The sequence below is a fragment of the Streptomyces drozdowiczii genome (genome assembly GCF_026167665.1).
GTDB lineage: Bacteria > Actinomycetota > Actinomycetes > Streptomycetales > Streptomycetaceae > Streptomyces > Streptomyces drozdowiczii_A.
This window is the reverse complement of sequence record NZ_CP098740.1, coordinates 5,366,526-5,387,040: the sequence shown is the minus strand read 5'-3', so window position 1 is coordinate 5,387,040 and position 20,515 is coordinate 5,366,526. Positions and strand designations below refer to the sequence as shown.

The window sequence follows — 20,515 nt, the reverse complement described above, 5'->3', positions numbered from 1 at the left end:
CGGAGCGCGGGGTCGTGGGGCCGGGCGGGTCACCCGGTCCGGCGGCGGCTCCTGAGGCGCAGGGCGGTGACGCCGCACAGGGCGAGTACGGCGACGGCGCCCCCGGCGGCCGCGGTGGAGCCGGCGGTCAGGGCGGTCTCGGTGCCGGACGCCGCCGCTATGGCGGGCCCGGAGCGCGCCTTCGGCCCGTAGCCGCCGGCCTCGCCCTTGCGGGCGTACGCGGAGCCGGGGAGCTTGTCCGCGTAGGCGGCGTGGACGCGGGTACGGTAGGCGGAGAGCGTCGTCCCCTGCTTGCCGACCGCTCTCACGGCGTCCTGGTCGAGCGGGAGGACGCGGTCGCCCTTCTGCACGTACCAGGCGTCGATCTGGGGCTCGTGGAAGACGGTGCCGCCGGGCAGCTTGCGGGCGCCCGCCTCGGTATAGCGGGCCTCGTCGTCGCCGGTGGCGATGTTCACCACCTGCCAGTCGCCGCCCTTGCCGGGCTCGGGCAGCGTCCAGAGCGACGCCTTCTGGCCGTCCGACGAGACGGCGGTGCTCGCCAGGTAGTCGAGGGAGGCGACGGGGGCGCCCGGCTCGCCCGCGACGAACGCGGCGGACAGGGTGCGCACGGGCACGGCCTCGCCCTGGATGCGGGGTGCGGCGGCCTTCTCGGTGACGGCGCCCTCGCGGGCGAAGAACCGGGACAGGGTGTTCAGGGTGGTGGCGTCGGTGGCCGCCTCGTGGGCCGCGGCCAGGGCGGCGGGACCGGCCTGGGGGCCGTCGGCGGCGGCCGCCCGCGGGGCCGCGGTGAGGAGGGCGGTGCCGGCGAGGACACCGGCGGCGGCCAGGGCGGCGGCGAGGGGGCGGCGGGAGCTGATGGCGGTCATGGCGGTCACGCCCCGATCCGGTAGAGCGAGTGGGTCCAGGAGAACTCGCTGTTGTTCACGTACCAGGAGTGCGAGGCCCAGTTGTACCGGTTGCTGGAGGGCCAGGGGTCGCCCCAGTAGACGAGGCTGTTGGCGTCGTCGTAGCCGTACAGGACGTGCATGTGGCCACCGCCCGATGACCACTGGATGCGGGTCTCGACCGGGCGTCCGGCGGCTATCTCGCTCTGCACGGTGGAGTAGCGCAGCCAGCCGCTGACGTACGAGCCCGGGTTGATGCCCGCCCAGTTCAGGGCGTTCTGCACGTTGTCGAGGGCGGCCTGCGAGTTGGGGCAGTCGTAGCCCTGGGCGCGGCCGAAGGCGGCGTTGCAGAACTGGTTCTGGCTGTAGCTGCGCCCGTACCAGGTGGCGATGGTGTTGCCGGAGGCGGCCCAGCACCAGTTGGTCTTCTGCTGGGCCTGCATGGTGATGTTCAGCCGCTTGGTGGCGGCGAGGGCGGCCGTCGGGGCGGACGCGGTCCGGTCGGCGGCCCGGACCGAGGCGGTGGCGGTGCGGGGCTGGTCGGCGGTGGCGGTCGCCGTGGGGACGGCGAGCAGCAGGGCGGCCAGTACGGCTGTCACCGACAGCCGGGCCGGCCTGGTACCTGGGTTGCGCATGGCGTTCCTCCCGGGCGGGGGGTGGGGGTTCCGAGGAGCGCGTCCGGACGCTGTGGAGGAGCATCAACCGTTGTCGAGGACGGGTCAACACGCTTGAATGCGGGTGAACACCGCGGTGTGAACGCCCGGGGCCGAGGTGTGAACGCGCGCCCCGGCTACCTGCGGACCGGCACCCGCCGGCGCGGCCCCGGGCCCGGCCGGCGTGAACGTTCACCTGGAGGACCCATGCGGCACACCGAGGCCGAACTGGCGCAGGTGCTGCACACCGGACCGTTCCACCTGGCCCTGCGCACCGCGCTGTCGGTGCGCGGGCTGCCGCTCCAGCGGGTCCGGCACCATCTGGCGCACCGGGGGATCAAGCTCGGCGTGACCAGCCTGAGTTACTGGCAGCAGGGCGCCCGCCGCCCGCAGCGCCCGGAGTCGCTGCGGGCTGTGAAGGCCCTGGAGGAGGTCCTCGCCCTGCCGCCGAACTCGCTGCTCGGCCTCCTGGATGCCGAGGAGCCCCGCCCGGACACCGAGCGCCCGCCCGCGCGCACGTACCGCTCGCTGGTGGAGACGTCCGGGGTCGTGGAGCGGCTGCTCGCGGACATGGAGTCACCGGCGGACGGCGGGCTGCACACGGTGGGCCATCAGGAGCGGGTACGGGTGGGGCCGGGGCGCCAGATGCAGCAGCGGGCATCGCAGCATGTGGTGCGCGCCCACCGGGACGGCATCGACCGCTATCTCGCGGTGTACGTGGGGGATCCGGGCTGCGATCCGGCGCGGGTCGAGGTGCGGGCCCGGGAGAACTGCCGGACGGGCCGGGTCCGCTGGGACCGGGAGACGGGGGTGCTGGTCGCCGAGCTGCTGTTCGACACCCGGCTGCGGGCGGGCGACACGTACCTCTTCGGCTACGGCTTCGAGGACGGCACGGGCGGGCCCTGCGGCGAGTACATGCGCGGCTTCACCTTCGGCGGCGGGCAGTACGTGCTCCAGGTCGGCTTCGCCGAGGAGGCGCTGCCGGTACGGTGCCGGAGCTTCGCCCAGGCGTCGGCGGGCGCGCCCCGGGGCGCGCGGGCGGAGCTGACGCTGACCGGCCGGCACCGGACCGTGCATCTGGTGGAGCAGGGGGTGCGGCCGGGGCTGGTGGGGATCGACTGGGACTGGGAGTAGGCCGCGGGCCGGGTGGTCAGGCGTCGGGGCCCGCGATCAGCCTTCCGCCCTCGACGCGGACCGGGACGGCGGGCAGCGGCACGGTCGCCGGGCCGTGCACGGCCTTGCCGGTCGTGGTGTCGAAGCGGCTGCCGTGGCAGGGGCAGTGGCCCTCGTTCTTCTCGACCTTGTCCAGCAGGCAGCCGGCGTGGGTGCACTGGGCGCTGAACGCCTTGAACTCCCCCTTGGCCGGGCAGGTCACGACGACGCGCTGCTCGCGGTAGAGCTTGGACTCGCCTACGGGGATCTCGTCGGGCGCGCCGAGCTCGACGGGGGCGGTGGGGGTCGGCGTCTGGGCGTGGCCGAGCTTCGAGTCGGTCGAGCAGGCGGCGGCTCCCAGCCCGGCGACGCCCGCGAGAGCGGCGCCCTTCAGCACGGTGCGGCGGGCGGCGGGCTGGCCGGACATGCGGTCTCCACGGGTCGGGCGGTCAGATGGGAACCGTGCCGGAGCTGCCCGGGGCGGCCGCGGCATCGGTGACGTAACCGACGATACCGGCGGAGACGGGCGCCCCCGCGCGGGGGCCGGTCGTGGCGGTCGCGGCCGGTCGGAGGCGGCGGGGGCAGCCGGGAACGCGGCGAGGCGGCGGCCCCCGTCGGCAGGGGCCGCCGCCTCGCACCGGGTGTCCGGTGTCAGCCCTTGCGGGCGCGGGCCGTCTTCTTGGCGGCCGTCTTCTTCGCCGTCTTGGCCGTCGCCGTCTTGGCCGTTGCCGTCTTCGCGGCGGCCGTCTTCTTCGCGGCCTTCCTGGCCACCGGCTTGCGCGCGGCCGGCACGGCCGCCTCGCTGACCCGGTCGGTGTCCAGGATGTCCTGGAGGAACTTCCCGGTGTGGCTGGCGGGGACGCCCGCCACGTACTCCGGGGTGCCCTCGGCGATGACCAGGCCGCCGCCGCTGCCGCCCTCGGGGCCCATGTCCACGACCCAGTCGGCGGTCTTGATGACGTCGAGGTTGTGCTCGATGACGATCACCGAGTTCCCCTTGTCGACCAGGCCGGAGAGCACCTTGATCAGCTTGGAGATGTCCTCGAAGTGCAGACCGGTGGTCGGCTCGTCCAGGACGTAGACCGTGCGGCCGGTGGAGCGCTTCTGGAGCTCGCTGGCGAGCTTGACCCGCTGGGCCTCACCGCCGGAGAGCGTCGGCGCGGACTGGCCGAGCCGCACGTAACCGAGGCCGACCTCGTTGAGCGTGCGCAGGTGGCGGGCGATCGTGGGGACGGCCTCGAAGAACTCCAGGCCCTCCTCGATCGGCATGTCCAGCACCTCGGCGATGGACTTGCCCTTGTAGTGGACCTCCAGGGTCTCCCGGTTGTAGCGCGCACCGTGGCAGACCTCGCACGGGACGTACACGTCGGGCAGGAAGTTCATCTCGATCTTGATCGTGCCGTCGCCGGAGCAGTTCTCGCAGCGGCCGCCCTTGACGTTGAAGGAGAACCGGCCCGGCAGATAGCCGCGGACCTTCGCCTCCATCGTCTCCGCGAAGAGCTTGCGGACGTGGTCGAAGACGCCGGTGTACGTGGCCGGGTTGGACCGGGGCGTACGGCCGATGGGCGACTGGTCGACGTGGACCACCTTGTCGACCAGGTCGTCGCCCTCGACCCGGGTGTGCCGGCCGGGCACCGACTTGGCGCCGTTCAGCTCGCGGGCCAGGTGGGTGTAGAGGATGTCGTTGACCAGCGTCGACTTGCCGGAGCCGGAGACGCCGGTGACGGCGGTCAGCACGCCGAGCGGGAAGGAGACGTCGATGTCCTGGAGGTTGTTCTCCCGGGCGCCGTGCACCGTGAGCAGCCGCGAGGGATCCACGGGCCGCCGCACGTCGGGCACCGGGATGGACCGCTTGCCCGTGAGGTACTGGCCGGTGACGGACTTGTCGTTGGCCAGCAGCTCCTTGAGCGAGCCGGAGTGGACGACCTTGCCGCCGTGCTCGCCGGCGCCGGGGCCGATGTCCACGACCCAGTCGGCGACCTTGATGGTGTCCTCGTCGTGCTCCACGACGATGAGCGTGTTGCCCATGTCGCGGAGGCGGACCAGGGTCTCGATCAGCCGGTGGTTGTCGCGCTGGTGCAGCCCGATGGAGGGCTCGTCCAGGACGTAGAGCACGCCGACGAGGCCGGAGCCGATCTGTGTGGCGAGCCGGATGCGCTGGGCCTCGCCGCCGGACAGGGTGCCGGCCGCGCGGTTCAGCGAGAGGTAGTCCAGGCCGACGTCGACCAGGAACTTCAGCCGCTCGTTGACCTCCTTGAGGACCCGCTCGGCGATCTTCTTGTCGCGGGCGTTCAGCTTGAGGCGGCCGAGGAATTCGGCGCACTCGCTGATGGACATCGCGGAGACCTCGGCGATGGACTTCTCCATCACGGTGACCGCGAGGACGATCGGCTTCAGCCGGGTGCCCTCACAGGTCGGGCAGGGCACCTCGCGCATGTACCCCTCGAAGCGCTCCCGGCTGGAGTCGCTCTCGGCCTCGGAGTGCCGCCGCTTGACGAACTGGACGGCGCCCTCGAAGGACGGGGTGGTGTAGGCGCGCTCGCGCCCGTAGCGGTTGCGGTAGCGGACCTCGGTCTGGATCTTGTGGCCGTGCAGCAGGGCCTTCTTGGCGCGCTGCGGCAGCCCGGCCCAGGGGATGTCCGTACGGAAGCCGAGGGCTTCGGCCAGGGCGTTGATCTGGCGGCCGAAGTACTCCTTGGTGTGGCCGTGGGACCAGGGGTGGATGGCGCCCTCGTCCAGGGACTTCTCCTCGTCCGGGACGATCAGCTCCGGGTCGACCTCCATGCGCGTACCGATGCCGGTGCAGTCGGGGCAGGCGCCGAACGGGGAGTTGAAGGAGAAGGAGCGCGGCTCCAGCTCCTCGAAGGAGAGGTCGTCGTACGGGCAGTAGAGGTGCTCCGAGTACATCCGCTCGCGCTCGGGGTCGTCCTCGGGGAGGTCCACGAAGTCGAGCACGACCATGCCGCCGGAGAGGCCGAGCGCGGTCTCGACGGAGTCCGTCAGCCGGCGCTTGGCGCTGTCCTTCACGGTGAGGCGGTCGATGACGACCTCGATGGTGTGCTTCTCCTGCTTCTTGAGCGTGGGCGGCTCGGAGAGCTGGATCGTGGCGCCGTCCACCCGGGCGCGGCTGTAGCCCTTGGTCTGGAGGTCGGAGAACAGGTCCACGAACTCGCCCTTGCGCTCGCGCACCAGCGGCGAGAGCACCTGGAAGCGGCTGCCCTCGGGCAGGCCGAGGACCTTGTCCACGATGGCCTGCGGCGACTGGCGCGAGATCGGGCGGTGGCACTCGGGGCAGTGCGGCTTGCCGATCCGGGCGAAGAGCAGCCGGAGGTAGTCGTAGACCTCGGTGATGGTGCCGACCGTCGAGCGCGGGTTGCGCGAGGTCGACTTCTGGTCGATGGAGACGGCGGGCGACAGGCCCTCGATGAAGTCGACGTCCGGCTTGTCCATCTGGCCGAGGAACTGCCGGGCGTACGAGGAGAGCGACTCCACGTAGCGCCGCTGGCCCTCGGCGAAGATCGTGTCGAACGCGAGCGACGACTTGCCCGACCCGGAGAGCCCGGTGAAGACGATGAGGGAGTCGCGGGGGAGGTCGAGCGAGACGTTCTTGAGGTTGTGCTCGCGAGCGCCACGGACGATGAGACGGTCGGCCACGCCGGTCCGCACCTTTCTAGAGAGAAGCGGGGGAACTGAGCCCCTGGCCCAGGGTATGGGGGGCGCCACAGCGGTGTACGAAGCTTTCGACTTCGAGCGTATAGCACGCACATTCGAATTGCGGACGGCTGAGAACTCCTTCACCCGAACGAGTGGCCGAGGCTAGGCTCGGCCCCATGACTGATCATGCGCACGACCTGGCAGCACTCCGGGAAGCGACGGACCGGCTGCTGGGAGCCACCGGAAAACTGGACGACGCGGCGCTGTCCGAGCCGTCACGTCTGCCGGGCTGGAGCCGCGGTCATGTCATCGCGCACCTCTCCCGTAACGCCGACGCGCTCGCAAATGTTCTCCGCGGGCTGCCGATGTACGCAGACAGCGAAACCCGGGACCGCGACATCGAGCGGGACGCCCCCCGGTCCCATGCGGCACAGCTGGCCGACCTGACCGCCACCGCGGCCCGCTTCGTCGAGGCGGCGGCCGAGCCCGCGGACTGGTCGCGCACGGTGACCCTGCGCAACGGGGTGACGGACTCCGCCTCCCTCGTGCCGTTCCGGCGCCGGGGCGAGGTCGAGCTGCACCACGTCGACCTGGGCATCGGCTACGAGCTGGAGGACCTTCCGGACGAGTTCACCGCGCGGGAGATCGACTTCCTGGCCGAGCGGTTCGCCGGGCACCCGGAGGTCGTGCCGGTGTCGCTGGCCGACGACACCGGGCGGGTGTGGACGACCGGCGGCGGCGCGGAGGGCGGGCCCGTCGCGGTGCGGGGCACGGCGCCCGAGCTGCTGGGCTGGCTCAGCGGGCGGCGCGACGGCTCGGCGCTGACGGTCGAGGGCGGCACGCTTCCGGCACTGCCCCCGCTGTAGGCCGCCGCCCCCGCTATAGGCTGAGGAACATGACGTACAGCGGAGCGGTCAGGGTCGGCGGGCCCGCCGATGTGCACGAACTGACGGATCTGATGATCTCGAAGGTCGCCGTCGGCCCGATGGACAACAACGCCTATCTGCTGCGCTGCCGGGCCACCGGCGAGCAGCTGCTGATCGACGCGGCCGACGAGGCCGGGACGCTGCTGCGGCTGATCGGTGACGACTCGATCCTGTCCGTCGTCACCACCCACCGGCACCGCGACCACTGGCGGGCGCTGGGCGAGGTCGTCGCGGCGACCGGGGCGCGCACCTACGCGGGCCGGTTCGACGCCGAGGGCATCGAGGTGCCGACGGAGGTCCTGGTCGAGGACGGCGACACGATCCGGGTGGGCGAGGTGGCGCTCACCGCCCGCCATCTGACCGGGCACACCCCGGGGTCGATCTCGCTCCTGTACGACGACCCGCACGGGGCGCCGCACCTGTTCACCGGGGACTGCCTCTTCCCCGGCGGCGTGGGCAACACGCACAAGGACCCCGAGGCGTTCGCGAGCCTGCTGCACGACGTGGAGACCAAGCTCTTCGCGCCGCTGCCGGACGAGACCTGGGTCTATCCGGGCCACGGGCGCGACACCACGCTGGGGGACGAACGGCCCCACCTGCCCGAGTGGCGCGCCCGGGGCTGGTGAGGCGGGGCCGTCCGTCCCCGTACCGCGGCGGCTAGACGCGGTCGCCGGTCTTCGCCTCGTGGGACTCGGCCTCGGCCTTCTTCTTGTTGGCCATGAGGCTGGTGATCGTGGTGATGATCAGCACTCCGCAGATCACGCCGAGCGAGACCGGGATGGAGATCTCGGGGACGTGCACCCCGGACTCGTGCAGCGCGTGCAGCACCAGCTTGACGCCGATGAAGCCGAGGATCACCGACAGCCCGTAGCTGAGGTGGACCAGCTTCTCCAGCAGACCGCCGATCAGGAAGTACAGCTGGCGCAGGCCCATCAGGGCGAAGGCGTTGGCGGTGAAGACGATGTACGGGTCCTGGGTGAGGCCGAAGATCGCGGGGATGGAGTCCAGCGCGAACAGCACGTCGGTGGTGCCGATGGCGAGCATGACGACCATCAGCGGGGTCATGACGCGCTTGCCGTTGTTGCGGATGAAGAGCTTGGTGCCGTGGTACCGGTCGGAGACGCCGAAGCGGCGCTCGATGCTCTTCAGGAGGCGGTTCTCCTCGAACTCCTCGTCCTCGTCGTCGGCCCGCGCCTCCTGGATGAGCTTCCAGGCGGTGTAGATCAGGAACGCGCCGAAGATGTAGAAGATCCACGAGAAGTTGGCGATGACCGCGGCGCCCGCGGCGATGAAGATCGCCCGCAGCACCAGTGCGATCAGCACGCCGATCAGCAGCACCCGCTGCTGGAGGTGGGAGGGCACCGAGAACTTCGCCATGATCAGCACGAAGACGAAGAGGTTGTCGACGCTGAGCGACTTCTCGGTGATGTAGCCGGCGAAGAACTCGCCCGATGCCTGGCTCTCGCCGAAGACGAGCAGCCCGAGGCCGAAGAGGGCGGCCAGCACGATCCAGACGATCGTCCAGATCCCGGCTTCCTTGGTCGACACGTCATGGGGCTTGCGCCCGATGAAGAAGTCGACGGCGATGAGGGCGCACAGACCAATGATGGTCAGCGCCCAGAGGGTCCATGAAACGTCCACTGCGCCTCCGGCAGTTCGCTACGGGCTACTGATCAGCGTCGTCGCTGCCGGAGGTCTCTTCCACCCGGGCGCGCGGGATGCGCACCGGGGCCGACGCCCCGGGACCGGTCACAGTCCGTACTGACGGGAACGCCGCGTATGGGAGTACTCCCCTCCGCTCCATGAACGGTACAGGAAATACCAAGGAAAGGTAAAGAGGAACCTAAAGGATCTCCAAAAGTGCAGGTCAGGGGCGGTTTACCAAAGGCGTTACGGGGCCCGGCGGCTCAGCGGGAACCGGTGCGGCGGGCGTGCGCCACCCGCTCCAGCACCTGGTCCAGGACCGCGCTCCCCGGCGGCGTCCTGGGCGGCTCGTACGTCCACGCGTGGCCGACCCAGGGGTCGGCCAGATGGTCGTCGGCGACCGGGGTGACCCGCAGCAGCGAGCGCCACAGCGGGTCCAGGATCGGGCCGTACTCGGACGCCTCCTCCCGGTCCGCGACCATCATCAGGTGCACGCCCACCGAGGGCCCCTCGTCGGCGAGGTAGCGCAGCTGGGTCACCGCGCGGTCGTCGAAGCCGTGCGGGAAGTCGTTCACGATCAGCAGCTGCTCGGCCGGGTCCAGGTCCGGCGGCAGCGAGTCGGCGGCACCGGCCCGGATCGCCATCTGCACCAGGTCCACCCGCCGGGTGAGGTGGGCGAGGACCGAGGAGACGCCCTGCGCCCCGGCGGCGGGCGGCGAGGGCAGCACCCCGGAGCGGACCAGCGGGGCGAGCGCCCCGGCGGCCGATCCGGCCGGGTCGATGACATGGACCGTGAACTCGTTCGGCGGGTAGACCGCGAGCAGCCGGGCCGCGTGGAGCACGGCGGTCTCCATCGCGAGCCTGCGCAGCTGGTCCGGGCCGGTCAGCGCGGCGGCCTCGGAGGCGGTGCGCCCGCTGTCGATCCACATGCCGCGCTCCAGCGGCAGCCGGACGAGGAGCGGGATGCGCAGGTCGGCGCGCTCCGGGAGGTGGAGGTCGCCGATGCGCAGCGCCATGGGGATCTCCATCGGCACCCGGTAGCCGTGCCACACGGGGTTGTCCCAGCCCGCGTAGGGGCGGGGAGCGCGGGCTCCACGACGGCGGACTCGGCGTCGAGCTGGGCGAGGTCGCGGTCCAGGGACGCGCGGGCGCGGGCGGTCAGCTCGTCGCGCTTGGCGCGGGCCTCCTCGCGGGCCCGGTCGCCGGCGCCCCCGATCCGGCTGCGCGGGTCGGACAGGGTGCGCTCCAGCTCCTGGTCCATCCGGGACTCCGCGAAGTCGACGGCGCTGCGGTAGGCGGCGACGGCCCGGGCCAGGTCCTCGAACATGCCCCACACCTGGTTGTACAGGCGCTCGTCCATGGACCAGCCGGTGGCGTCCCCGGCGACGGGCTGGGCGGGCTGCCCCGGCTGGGCGGGCGGCGCGGCCGGGGGCGGCGGCGGGGGCGCGGTGGACTGGCGGCGCGGGTGCGCGTAGTTGATCGGGCCGCCCGGCGCGGTCGGCTCCGCCAGGGGCTCGGGCTGCGCGGGCGCGACCGGCTGGGGCGTGGCGGGCGGGGGCGGCGGGACGGGCGGCTGCCCGTTGCCCGGGGCGGGGGCCGGGGTGGGCGCGTGCCTGACCCGGTCGCCCTCCGGGGTGCGGGGCGGCGGCGGGGCCACCGAGCGGGCGAGGCCCCGGGCGACGGCCTCCTGGATGGTCCCGGCCAGCTCGGCGGCGCGGTCCACGCCCTGGTCGGCGAGCATGGCGGCGAGGCCGCCCGCGTAGCCCTGGCCGACCGCGCGGACCTTCCAGGCGCCCTGGCGGCGGTACAGCTCCAGGGCGGCGACCGCGGACTCGCTGTCGAGGCCGGTCAGCGTGAAGGTGGCGATCTCGGTGCCGTCGAGGGCGGTGACCGCGACGAAGGGCGAGGCGACGGCGCCGAAGCGGGTCGGGCCGCCGGCGCCGAGCGGGAGGGCCAGGAGCACCGTGACCCGGTGGACCCCGTCGGGCAGGGCGTCGAGGTCGACGGCGAGGCGGTGGTCGGCGGCGGCCTGGCGGGAGACTTCCAGGCCGTGCAGCTGCGGCGATCCGGGGTGGGCGATCCACTCGATGCCGGCCACCCTGCCGTGCTCGTCACCGAGCGTGGCACCGGCCACGACGGGCGCCCCGGCCGATATCCGGATCTCCAGACGGGTCTGGGGCAAGGTGTGGTTCTGCCCCCGGACCAGCTCGGCCGTCATTGCCCTGTCCCCTCGACGTATTACCGCTGGTGGTGGTGAAGCTGTGCGTGGTGGTGCGGTGTGCCGCGATGCGGGCAGCTCCCGGCGGCCGATGCCGCCGGGAGCTGCGCGTACCGCATGCGGACCTCTCGGTCCGGTGGGCCGTTCTACAGGTGCGGCAGGATCGCCGGCATGAGGTCCTGGAAGGTGCGGCCGTTGGCCGGGGTGCCGATGGCGGTCATCTTCCAGGCGTTGCCCGCGCGGTGCACCTTCGCCATGATCTGCGCGGTGTACTGCCCGCCGCCGTCCAGCGTGTAGCGGGCGAGCTCCTGGCCGTTGGTCTCGTCCACGATGCGGCAGAAGGCGTTCTGCACCTCCTGGAACGTCTGGCCGGTGAAGGAGTTCACCGTGAAGACGATCTGGTCGATGTGGACCGGCACCCGCTGGAGGTCCACGAGGATCGCCTCGTCGTCGCCGCCGGAGCCGGCGCCGCCCACGAGGTTGTCCCCGGTGTGCCGGACCGAGCCGTCGTCGCTGGTGAGGTGCCGGAAGAAGACGACGTCGACCGGCTGCTTGTCGGCGAACAGGACGGCCGACGCGTCCAGGTCGATCTCCCGGGTGCGCGAGCCGAACAGACCGCGGCGCGGTGCCGCCTGCCAGCCGAGCCCCATCCGTACCGCGGTCAGGGTCCCCCCGTCGCTCTTCTGCAGGCTGATGGCCTGACCCTTGGTCATATTGACCGTCACGCGCTGTCCCCTCTCCGCATTCCCCGCAACCGTCCTTGTGCGGTTTCCCAGCACCCTACGCAGTGGTGTCACCGGCGCGGAGGGCCTGGGCCGTTTTGTGTCGGTCCTGCAACATGCCGCCCGGCCGGTCAGGCCAGACCGGCCTCGCGCATCTGGCGCAGCTCCTTCTTCAGCTCGCCCACCTCGTCGCGCAGCCGGGCGGCGACCTCGAACTGGAGGTCGGCGGCGGCGGCGCGCATCCGGTCCGTCATCTCCTCGATGATCCCGGCCAGTTCGGTCGCCGGGCGGTCGGTGACCGCCGCCGCGTCCCGGCCGGCCCTGCCCGCCTTGCCGGCCTTCGCGGACTTCCCGGCGGTCGCCGCCTTGCCGTCGCCCGGGACGGCGTGCTTGCCGAGGGCGGGCACCGGGGCCTTGCCCTCCTTGCCCTGGCGGTAGCCGGTGCCGAGCAGTTGCTCGGTGTCGATCTCCTCGCGCGCGATGGTGGCGACGATGTCGTTGATCTTCTTGCGCAGCGGCTGCGGGTCGATGCCGCGCTCGGTGTTGTACGCGATCTGCTTCTCGCGGCGGCGGTTGGTCTCGTCGATGGCCTGCGCCATGGCCGGGGTGACCTTGTCCGCGTACATGTGGACCTGGCCCGAGACGTTGCGCGCCGCGCGGCCGATGGTCTGGATCAGCGAGGTGCCCGAGCGCAGGAAGCCCTGTTTGTCGGCGTCGAGGATGGCCACGAGCGACACCTCGGGCAGGTCCAGGCCCTCGCGCAGGAGGTTGATCCCGACCAGGACGTCGTACTCGCCGGAGCGCAGCTCGCGCAGCAGCTCGATGCGGCGCAGCGTGTCGACGTCGCTGTGGAGATAGCGGACCTGGATGCCGAGCTCCAGGAAGTAGTCGGTCAGGTCCTCCGCCATCTTCTTGGTGAGGGTGGTGACCAGGACCCGTTCGTCGCGCTCGGTGCGCAGTCGGATCTCGTGCACCAGGTCGTCGATCTGGCCCTCGGTGGGCTTGACGACGACCTCGGGGTCGACCAGGCCGGTCGGGCGGATGATCTGCTCCACGAAGCCGTCGCTGCGGGACATCTCGTAGTTGCCCGGGGTGGCGGAGAGGTAGACCGTCTGGTTGATCCGCTGAAGGAACTCCTCCCACTTGAGCGGGCGGTTGTCCAGGGCGGACGGCAGCCGGAAGCCGTGGTCGACCAGGGTCCTCTTGCGGGAGGCGTCGCCCTCGTACATGGCGCCGATCTGCGGGACCGTGACGTGCGACTCGTCCAGCACCAGGAGGAAGTCCTCCGGGAAGTAGTCGAGGAGGGTGTTGGGGGCGGTGCCGGGGGAACGGCCGTCGAAGTGCATCGAGTAGTTCTCGACGCCGGAGCAGGTGCCGATCTGGCGGAGCATCTCGATGTCGTACGTCGTACGCATGCGGAGCCGCTGGGCCTCCAGCATCTTGCCCTGCTTCTCCAGCTCGGCCAGGCGCTCCTCCAGCTCGCGTTCGATGCCGCTGACGGCCTTCTCCATGCGCTCGGGCCCCGCCACGTAGTGGCTGGCGGGGAAGACGTGGAGGGACTGGTCCTCGCTGATGACCTCGCCGGTCAGCGGGTGCAGCGTGGACAGGGCCTCGATCTCGTCGCCGAACATCTCGATGCGGACGGCGAGCTCCTCGTAGACCGGGAAGATCTCGATGGTGTCGCCGCGCACCCGGAAGGTGCCCCGTGTGAAGGCCAGGTCGTTGCGCGTGTACTGGATCTCCACGAAGCGGCGCAGCAGCGCGTCGCGGTCGATCTCCTCGCCCACCTTGAGCTGGACCATGCGGTCCACGTACTCCTGCGGCGTACCGAGGCCGTAGATGCAGGAGACGGAGGCGACCACGACGACGTCGCGCCGGGTGAGCAGCGAGTTGGTCGCGGAGTGGCGCAGCCGTTCGACCTCCTCGTTGATCGAGGAGTCCTTCTCGATGTAGGTGTCCGACTGCGGGACGTACGCCTCGGGCTGGTAGTAGTCGTAGTACGAGACGAAGTACTCGACGGCGTTGTTGGGCAGGAGCTCGCGGAACTCGTTGGCCAGCTGGGCGGCGAGCGTCTTGTTCGGCGCCATGACCAGCGTGGGGCGCTGGAGCTTCTCGATCATCCACGCGGTGGTCGCGGATTTGCCGGTGCCGGTCGCGCCGAGGAGCACGACGTCCTTCTCACCTGCGCGGACGCGCTTCTCCAGCTCGGCGATGGCCGTGGGCTGGTCGCCGCTGGGCTGGTAGGGGCTGACGACCTCGAAAGGCGCCACCGTACGTTCGATCTTCGAGACTGGCCGCATGCAACCACCGTACGACCCGCCACTGACAACGGGCCGGGTTCACCAGTCGACGGGCCCCACGGCGTCGCGCGGACGGGAGTGGAAGGAGGCCGGGTCGGCGTAGGTGCCGAAGCGCGGGACCTGGCGCTGGGCCGGGATTCCGGGGGTCCGCGCGGCCCGCGGGTCGTCCCAGTCGGGCGTGCCCATGACCACCAGCGGGTCGAACATCACCACGACGGCGGCCAGCAGCAGGAAGCAGGCGGGGCCGAGCAGCATGGGCACCAGGAGCGAGCCCGCGCTGTCGCCGGGGGCGTGGGCGGCGGTCGGCGCGGAGGGGTGCAGATGGACCCGGAGCGCGGCCATGCCGGTGTAGTGCATGCCGCTGACGGCGACGCCCATCACGACGCTCGCGCCGAGGCTGGGCAGGAAGCCGTGGATGGAGACGGCGGCCCACAGCGCGGCGGTCGACGCGACGACGGCGATGACCACGGAGAGCGACACGGTCACCGTGTCGTACTCGAACTGCCCATCAAGGCGCATTCCGGCCATGCCGAGGTAATGCATGGAGGCCACGCCGAGTCCGGTGATCGTGCCTCCCGTCACCAGGGCCATGCGGGTGGCGCCCCGGTACCCGACCAGGAAGATCCCGATGCCGACCATGACGATCGCGACGGCGAGGCTGGCGAAGGTGATCGGTTTGTCGTAGCCGATCGGCACCTCTTCGACGGAGAAGCCCGTCATCGCGATGAAGTGCATGGTCCAGATGCCCGAACCTATGGAGGTCGCCCCGAGAGCCAGCCAGCCGGCCCGGAAGGAACGCTCGGTACGCAGTGACCGCGTGGTGCAGCGCAGGCCCAGCGCCGCACCGAGGCACGCCATGAGGAACGCCGCAGCGGGGGTCACCGCCCCGTAGCTGAAGCCGTCGATTGTGCCCTGCATCCTTGTACGCCCTTCGCAGCAGCAAGCCCGGGTCAGGACGATCCCAGGGCCTGTCGTCCGGACGCAAGGCCCGGCAGACACAACAGAAGTGCCGCATCTTATCGACCGCGCCGACAGCGGGTGACGCGGTCCCTTCACACAGTGGCCATCCTGCGCCTGCCCCGTGTTCGGGGCCGGCTGGGACGCTCGGGCCGTCCGTAACTCTGACGCAAGGAGTTCACGTGTACGCAGGCACCGCTACCGCCTCCGTCGCCGTCGCCGCCTTCCTGGGCGCCGGTACGTTGCTGATGCCGAATCCGGGCACCCCGGTCGCGGACACCCCGCTGACCCGGCACCCGGTCCAGCAGGTCGCCCCGGTCCGCCGGGCCGCCGACGCCGCGGCGGACCATCCGCGCGTCTACGCCCACCGGGGCGCGTCGGCGTACGCCCCCGAGAACACGCTCGCCGCCGTGGACAGGGCGGACGCGCTGGGCTTCGACTGGGTGGAGAACGACGTCCAGCTCACCCGGGACGGGGTGGTGGTCGTCATGCACGACACCGACCTCAGGCGGACGACGAACGCCGAGGAGCTGTTCCCGGACCGCGCGCCCTGGGCGGTCAAGGACTTCACGGCCGCCGAGATCTCCCGGCTGGACGCGGGCAGCTGGTTCGGGCCCGCGTACGCCGGGACCCGGGTGCCGACCCTGCGCCAGTATCTGAAGCGGCTCGGCCGCAACGGCCAGAACCTCCTGCTGGAGATCAAGAGCCCGGAGAGCTACCCGGGGATCGAGCGGGCGACCCTCCGGGTGCTGGACGAGGAGGGCTGGCTGGACCGGAGCCATGTCCGGGGCCGCCTGGTGATCCAGAGCTTCGGTGCCGACAGCGTGCGTACGGTGCACGCGCTGCGCCCGGACGTGGTCACCGGCTTCCTCGGCGCCCCGACCGTCTCCGAGCTGCCCGCGTACGCCGCGTTCGCGGACCAGATCAACCCCTCGTACACCGGTCTGTCGGGCGGGTACGTGACGGCGGTGCACGCCCTGAAGGGCCCGCACGGCAAGGCGCTCCAGGTGAACTCCTGGACGGTGAACGACGCTGCGGCCGCGCGCCGGGTCGAGGCCATGGGGGTGGACGGGATCATCACGAACGCCCCCGACGTGGTGCGCGCGGCCACCCGGGGCTGAGTCCGGGCGGAGCCCGTTGTCAGTGGGCCGCCGTACGGTGGTGGCATGGACAGCAACGGGGTCGTCGAGTGGGCCGTGGTCGAGAGCGACATCGGTCCGTTGATGCTGGCCGCGACGGAGACCGGACTGGTCGGCGTGGTCTTCCACGCCCGCCCGGAGATACGGGACAGGGCGCTGGACCAGCTGCGCGACCGGCTCGGCGCGGAGCCGGTGGAGGCCCCCGGCTCCGCGCGGCTAACCGAGCCGATACGCCAGCTCGCGGCGTACTTCGCGGGGACGCTGCGGGAGTTCTCGCTCGACCTGGACTGGTCGCTGACCGCCGGCTTCAACCGCCAGGTGCTCCAGGAGCTGGCGCGGGGCGTGCCGTACGGGGCGGTCGCCGGTTACGGGGAGCTGGCCGAGCGGGTCGGACAGCCGGGCGCGGCCCAGGCGGTCGGCGCGGCGATGGGGTCCAATCCTCTCCCCCTGGTGGTGCCGTGCCACCGGGTGGTGGAGAGCGACGGCGGGATAGGCGGCTTCGGCGGCGGCCTGGAGACCAAGCGGCAGCTGCTGGCGCTGGAGGGGGTGCTGCCGGAGCCGCTGTTCTGAGCGGTGCCGTGCCACCGGAAGGTTTCGCGCCACCCGGCGGCCTGCTCACGTTTGAGTGCCGCCCACCCGCGACAGGGATGTGGACATGTCACTCAACGCGCCCCTCGACGCCACCCCTTACGCGCCGGTCCTCTCCGCCGAGGTGCGGGCCGCCCTCGCCGCGCACCGGCCGGTCGTCGCCCTGGAGTCGACGATCATCGCCCACGGCCTCCCCCGCCCCCGCAACCTGCGGGTCGCCGGGGAGCTGGAAGGGCTCGTGCGGTCCGCCGGGGCCGTGCCCGCGACCGTGGCGGTGCTGGACGGGCGGGCCAGGGTCGGTCTCGACAAGGCCGAGCTGGAACGGGTGGCCGAGGACCCGGGGATGCGGAAGCTGGGCCACCGCGACCTCGCCCCGGCGCTGGCGTCCGGGGCGAGCGGGGCGACGACCGTGTCCGCGACCGCCTTCCTCGCGGCCCGGGCCGGGCTGCGGGTCTTCGCGACCGGCGGGCTGGGCGGGGTGCACCGGGGCTGGACCGAGACGCAGGACGAGTCGGCGGACCTGCGGCTGCTGGCACGGACCGGGATCACCGTGGTCTGCGCGGGCGTGAAGTCGATCCTGGACGTCCCGGCCACGCTGCAACGGCTTGAGACGCTGGGGGTCGGGGTGCTCGGCTACGGCACGGACACGTTCCCCGGCTTCTACCTGAGCAGTTCGGGCGAGCCGGTGGACTGGACGGTGACCTCGCCCGAGCAGGTCGCGGAGGTGATGCGGGCGCAGGACGCGCTCGGCGGCCCCGAGACCGCGCTGATCGTGGCCAACCCCGTACCGGAGGCCGAGCAGCTGGACCCCGCTCTGCACGACCGGGTGCTCGCCGAGGCGCTGGCGGCCTGCCGGGAACAGGGGGTCACGGGGCAGGCGGTCACGCCGTTCCTGCTGGACCAGCTGGTGCGGCACACCGGGGGCGCCTCGCTGGAGGCCAACCTCGCCGCGGTCCGGGGCAATGTGGCGCTCGCCGCCCGTATCGCCACCGCCTGGACGGTGCGGTGAGCGGCGGCCTCCTCGTCGTCGGGGACGTGGTCACCGATGTGGTGGCCCGGCACGGGTCGGCGCTGGCCCACGGCACGGACACGGCCGCCGTGATCCGGACCCGGGCGGGCGGTGCGGGGGCCAACGTGGCGTGCTGGGCGGCGCGTTCGGGCTGCCGGGACGTGCGGCTGCTGGCCCGGGTGGGCGCGGACTCGGCGGACTGGCACCGGGACCTGCTGCGCCGGGCGGGGGTGCGCGGGCTGCTCGCGGTGGACGAGGAGGCGCCGACCGCGACGGTCGTCGCACTGGTGGACGCCGCCGCCGAGCGCACCTTCCTCACCGACAGCGGCGCGGTGCTGCGGCTCGCCCCCGAGGACTGGTCGCCCGCGCTGCTCGACGGGGTCGCCCACCTCCATCTGTCGGGCTATCTGCTGTTCGCCGCGACGAGCCGGGCGACGGCCCTGCTCGCCCTGCGGGAGGCCGTACGGCGGAAGGTGCCGGTGAGCGTGGACCCCGCGTCGGCGGGCTTCCTGGCCGGTCTCGGCGTCGACCGGTTCCTCGCCCTGACCGAGCGGGCGGATCTGCTGCTGCCCAACGCGGACGAGGCCCGGCTGCTCACCGGCCTGCCGGACCCGGCGGACGCCGCCGCGAAGTTGAGCATGCCCGACCGCCGGGTCGTCGTGACGCTCGGCGAGGGCGGGGCGCTGCTCGCCGCCGGGGGCGCGGTGACCGGCCGGGTCCCGGCGGAGCCGGTGCGGGCTGCGGTGGACTCGACCGGGGCGGGCGACGCGTTCACCGGGGGCTTCCTCGCGGCGCGGCTGGCGGGCGCGGACGACGCGGCGGCGGCTGCGGCGGGGTGCCGGGCGGGGGCGGAGGCCGTCGCGACGGTGGGCGGGCGGCCGCCGTTGCCGGGCGAGTAGCGGGACTCGAACCCGCGCTCCTCACCGCAGCCCGGACACCCGCACGCCGCACCCCGCCCCGGGCCCCACGCTCACCGCAGCCCCGTCCACGCCGGATGCCCCGGGTCGTCCGCGCGCACCACCGCGTCCGCGCTGTCGGCGGGCGCCACCTCGTCCTCGTACCGCTCGAAGGCGGGCAGGGTCCACAGCTCGTCCTCCTCCGTACGCCGCCGCAGCGCACCCGCCGAGAGCCGCAGGTGGACGGTGAGGTCGAAGGGGAACCAGTGCCCGAGCAGCAGCGGGCCGTGCAGGATCAGCACCCCGCCCTCGGGCAGCCGCCGGTACGGGCTGCGGGTGGCCCGGTCCGTCACCGGGTCCCACAGGTCGGGCAGCACCCGGCCGCTGCCGCCCGGTTCCAGGGGGCCGAACACCTCGCGCCACAGGGCGCCGGTGTCGAACCAGCTGCCGAAGTACGAGTCCGGGTCCTGCTTCCCGTACTCGTACCGCAGGCTCGCGGGTCGCAGGAATCCGGCGGTGGAGACGGGGAGCACGGCGCGGCCCCGGAGCCGTAGCGCATCCGCGACGGATTCGGCCAGGTCGGCGGGGCGGGCGGCCGGGGCGCCGTCGACGGCGATCTTCAGCCAGGGCCCGCCGTCGGCCGGTTCCAGCGCGTCGGCGTGCGCGGCGAGCGCGTCCGTCAGCCGGTCCCGGGTGATCGCTTCGAATCGCACCCGTCCATCATCGCGCGTCCCGGCCGGTGGCCGGATGCCGGAATACCGGCGCCGGAATCCGCCGCGAGGATTACGGTCGTGGCCATGGATCTTGAATTCGCTCGTGAGTTCGCGGCGCGCTGGCAGGACGACTGGAACTCCCACGACCTGGAACGCATCCTGACGCACTATCACGAGGACGTGACCTTCAGCTCACCGATGATCGCGCGCTTCACCGGCGATCCCTCCGGGACCGTGCGCGGCAAGGACGCCCTGCGCGCGTACTGGAGGCGCGGGCTCGAACTCATCCCGGACCTGGAGTTCGAGGTGATGGACGTCCGGGCGAGCGTCGACACGCTGGTGATCGACTACCGCAACCAGATCGGCGGCCGGGTGTACGAGGTGCTGACCCTCCGCGACGGGCTGGTGATCGCCGGGCTCGGCGCGTACGGGGAGACACTCGCCCGCTGACCTCGGCGGGCGGTGTCCCCGGAACCGGAAGGTGTCACTCCCCCGGCCCGCACTGCACCGCGTCGGCGTCGTCGGAGAGTTCGCTGCCCTCGGGCAGCAGATACGTCACCCAGAGGACCACGGGCTCGCTGCCCAGGTTGCGTCCGATGTGGCGGTGCTTCTTCCCCGACGGCTCGATGAACGAGGTACCCGCCGGGGACACCTCCACCGAGCAGTCGTCCAGGGTGCGGGTGAGCGTGCCGGACTTGACGACGGCGATCAGCTGGCCGCTGTGGGTGTGCCAGCCGGTGGAACCGCCCGGCTCGATGGTGATGGTGCGGAAGGTGACGTCCGCCCGGCCCTTCGGCGCCTTCACCTTCAGCTTGCCCACCGAGGTGCCCTTGGCCACGACGGTCGCGGTCACCCCGCTGCCGGGCGTGGCACCGGCCGCCGTGGGCACGAACGCGAGCGCGGCCACGCACCCCGCGACGACGAACCCCCTGCCCAGACGGCTCTGCCGCACCCGCTGTACGCCGTTCCGCATGGCTCTCTCCTGTCTCGGGTGTCACGGACATCTCAAATGCCCGGACGCTACCCGGAAGAGGACCGCCGGAATCACGCCACCGGCATC

The 20,515-nt window shown here is 72.3% G+C and carries 18 protein-coding genes and 1 pseudogene; 8 read left to right on the top strand and 11 right to left on the bottom strand.

Annotated elements, in window-relative coordinates; genetic code table 11:
- Nucleotides 1-29: 29 nt before the first annotated feature.
- Together NEH16_RS24440 and NEH16_RS24435 are read right to left on the bottom strand one after the other, a co-directional pair.
- Nucleotides 30-866 carry a hypothetical protein gene (locus NEH16_RS24440; protein WP_265547368.1) on the bottom strand — a complete coding sequence of 279 codons (837 nt, stop codon included), beginning with the start codon at nucleotides 864-866 and terminating at the stop codon, nucleotides 30-32.
- Nucleotides 867-871: 5 nt separating this feature from the next.
- Nucleotides 872-1,519, bottom strand: a complete 648-nt coding sequence (locus tag NEH16_RS24435) for a papain-like cysteine protease family protein (protein ID WP_265544955.1) — start codon at nucleotides 1,517-1,519, stop codon at nucleotides 872-874.
- A gap of 225 nt (nucleotides 1,520-1,744) precedes the next feature.
- Here NEH16_RS24435 and NEH16_RS24430 point away from each other — a divergent pair, with 225 nt between their 5' ends.
- Entirely contained in the window at nucleotides 1,745-2,671 is a 927-nt protein-coding gene (locus NEH16_RS24430; RefSeq protein ID WP_073968319.1) for a hypothetical protein, read from the top strand.
- Between the two features lie 16 nt (nucleotides 2,672-2,687).
- Here the strand turns inward: NEH16_RS24430 and NEH16_RS24425 are convergent, their stop codons facing one another.
- Both NEH16_RS24425 and uvrA read right to left on the bottom strand, forming a co-directional pair.
- Nucleotides 2,688-3,116 (bottom strand): Rieske (2Fe-2S) protein, encoded by a 429-nt coding sequence (locus NEH16_RS24425; RefSeq protein WP_073968318.1) that lies wholly within the window; start codon nucleotides 3,114-3,116, stop codon nucleotides 2,688-2,690.
- 224 nt (nucleotides 3,117-3,340) lie between these two features.
- On the bottom strand, nucleotides 3,341-6,343 hold the full coding sequence (gene uvrA, locus NEH16_RS24420) for an excinuclease ABC subunit UvrA (protein ID WP_265544954.1): 3,003 nt from the start codon (nucleotides 6,341-6,343) through the stop codon (nucleotides 3,341-3,343).
- A 176-nt stretch (nucleotides 6,344-6,519) separates the two neighbouring features.
- Between uvrA and NEH16_RS24415 the strand changes: the two genes are divergently transcribed.
- Both NEH16_RS24415 and NEH16_RS24410 read left to right on the top strand, forming a co-directional pair.
- On the top strand, nucleotides 6,520-7,209 hold the full coding sequence (locus NEH16_RS24415) for a maleylpyruvate isomerase family mycothiol-dependent enzyme (RefSeq protein WP_265544953.1): 690 nt from the start codon (nucleotides 6,520-6,522) through the stop codon (nucleotides 7,207-7,209).
- A gap of 29 nt (nucleotides 7,210-7,238) precedes the next feature.
- A complete protein-coding gene (locus NEH16_RS24410; protein ID WP_073968315.1) occupies nucleotides 7,239-7,895 on the top strand; it encodes an MBL fold metallo-hydrolase in 657 nt (218 codons plus the stop codon).
- A 31-nt stretch (nucleotides 7,896-7,926) separates the two neighbouring features.
- Here NEH16_RS24410 and NEH16_RS24405 read toward each other — a convergent pair whose 3' ends face one another.
- From NEH16_RS24405 to NEH16_RS24385, 5 genes and pseudogenes are all read right to left on the bottom strand, one after another.
- Entirely contained in the window at nucleotides 7,927-8,910 is a 984-nt protein-coding gene (locus tag NEH16_RS24405) for a TerC family protein (protein ID WP_265544951.1), read from the bottom strand.
- 266 nt (nucleotides 8,911-9,176) lie between these two features.
- Nucleotides 9,177-11,131 (bottom strand): annotated as a pseudogene (locus tag NEH16_RS24400) (TerD family protein).
- 146 nt (nucleotides 11,132-11,277) lie between these two features.
- Nucleotides 11,278-11,856: a TerD family protein gene (locus NEH16_RS24395; RefSeq protein WP_026171720.1), complete on the bottom strand. Its 579-nt coding sequence runs from the start codon at nucleotides 11,854-11,856 to the stop codon at nucleotides 11,278-11,280.
- A gap of 128 nt (nucleotides 11,857-11,984) precedes the next feature.
- A complete protein-coding gene (gene uvrB / locus NEH16_RS24390) occupies nucleotides 11,985-14,153 on the bottom strand; it encodes an excinuclease ABC subunit UvrB (RefSeq protein WP_073968312.1) in 2,169 nt (722 codons plus the stop codon).
- A 39-nt stretch (nucleotides 14,154-14,192) separates the two neighbouring features.
- A complete protein-coding gene (locus NEH16_RS24385) occupies nucleotides 14,193-15,071 on the bottom strand; it encodes an MHYT domain-containing protein (RefSeq protein WP_073968311.1) in 879 nt (292 codons plus the stop codon).
- Between the two features lie 221 nt (nucleotides 15,072-15,292).
- Here NEH16_RS24385 and NEH16_RS24380 point away from each other — a divergent pair, with 221 nt between their 5' ends.
- From NEH16_RS24380 to NEH16_RS24365, 4 genes are all read left to right on the top strand, one after another.
- Entirely contained in the window at nucleotides 15,293-16,231 is a 939-nt protein-coding gene (locus NEH16_RS24380) for a glycerophosphodiester phosphodiesterase (protein ID WP_265544946.1), read from the top strand.
- Nucleotides 16,232-16,276: 45 nt separating this feature from the next.
- A complete protein-coding gene (locus tag NEH16_RS24375) occupies nucleotides 16,277-16,819 on the top strand; it encodes a methylated-DNA--[protein]-cysteine S-methyltransferase (RefSeq protein WP_265544944.1) in 543 nt (180 codons plus the stop codon).
- Between the two features lie 85 nt (nucleotides 16,820-16,904).
- Nucleotides 16,905-17,846, top strand: a complete 942-nt coding sequence (locus NEH16_RS24370) for a pseudouridine-5'-phosphate glycosidase (protein ID WP_265544942.1) — start codon at nucleotides 16,905-16,907, stop codon at nucleotides 17,844-17,846.
- Nucleotides 17,843-18,745 carry a carbohydrate kinase family protein gene (locus NEH16_RS24365; protein ID WP_073968461.1) on the top strand — a complete coding sequence of 301 codons (903 nt, stop codon included), beginning with the start codon at nucleotides 17,843-17,845 and terminating at the stop codon, nucleotides 18,743-18,745. The genes NEH16_RS24370 and NEH16_RS24365 overlap by 4 nt, the downstream gene beginning before the upstream one ends.
- Before the next feature lie 71 nt (nucleotides 18,746-18,816).
- Here the strand turns inward: NEH16_RS24365 and NEH16_RS24360 are convergent, their stop codons facing one another.
- Nucleotides 18,817-19,455: a uridine kinase gene (locus NEH16_RS24360; RefSeq protein WP_265544939.1), complete on the bottom strand. Its 639-nt coding sequence runs from the start codon at nucleotides 19,453-19,455 to the stop codon at nucleotides 18,817-18,819.
- Nucleotides 19,456-19,539: 84 nt separating this feature from the next.
- On the opposite strand from NEH16_RS24360, the gene NEH16_RS24355 reads away from it, so the two are divergent.
- On the top strand, nucleotides 19,540-19,905 hold the full coding sequence (locus tag NEH16_RS24355) for a nuclear transport factor 2 family protein (protein WP_073968460.1): 366 nt from the start codon (nucleotides 19,540-19,542) through the stop codon (nucleotides 19,903-19,905).
- Nucleotides 19,906-19,939: 34 nt separating this feature from the next.
- Here NEH16_RS24355 and NEH16_RS24350 read toward each other — a convergent pair whose 3' ends face one another.
- On the bottom strand, nucleotides 19,940-20,428 hold the full coding sequence (locus NEH16_RS24350; protein ID WP_265544938.1) for a cupin domain-containing protein: 489 nt from the start codon (nucleotides 20,426-20,428) through the stop codon (nucleotides 19,940-19,942).
- Nucleotides 20,429-20,515: the final 87 nt, after the last annotated feature.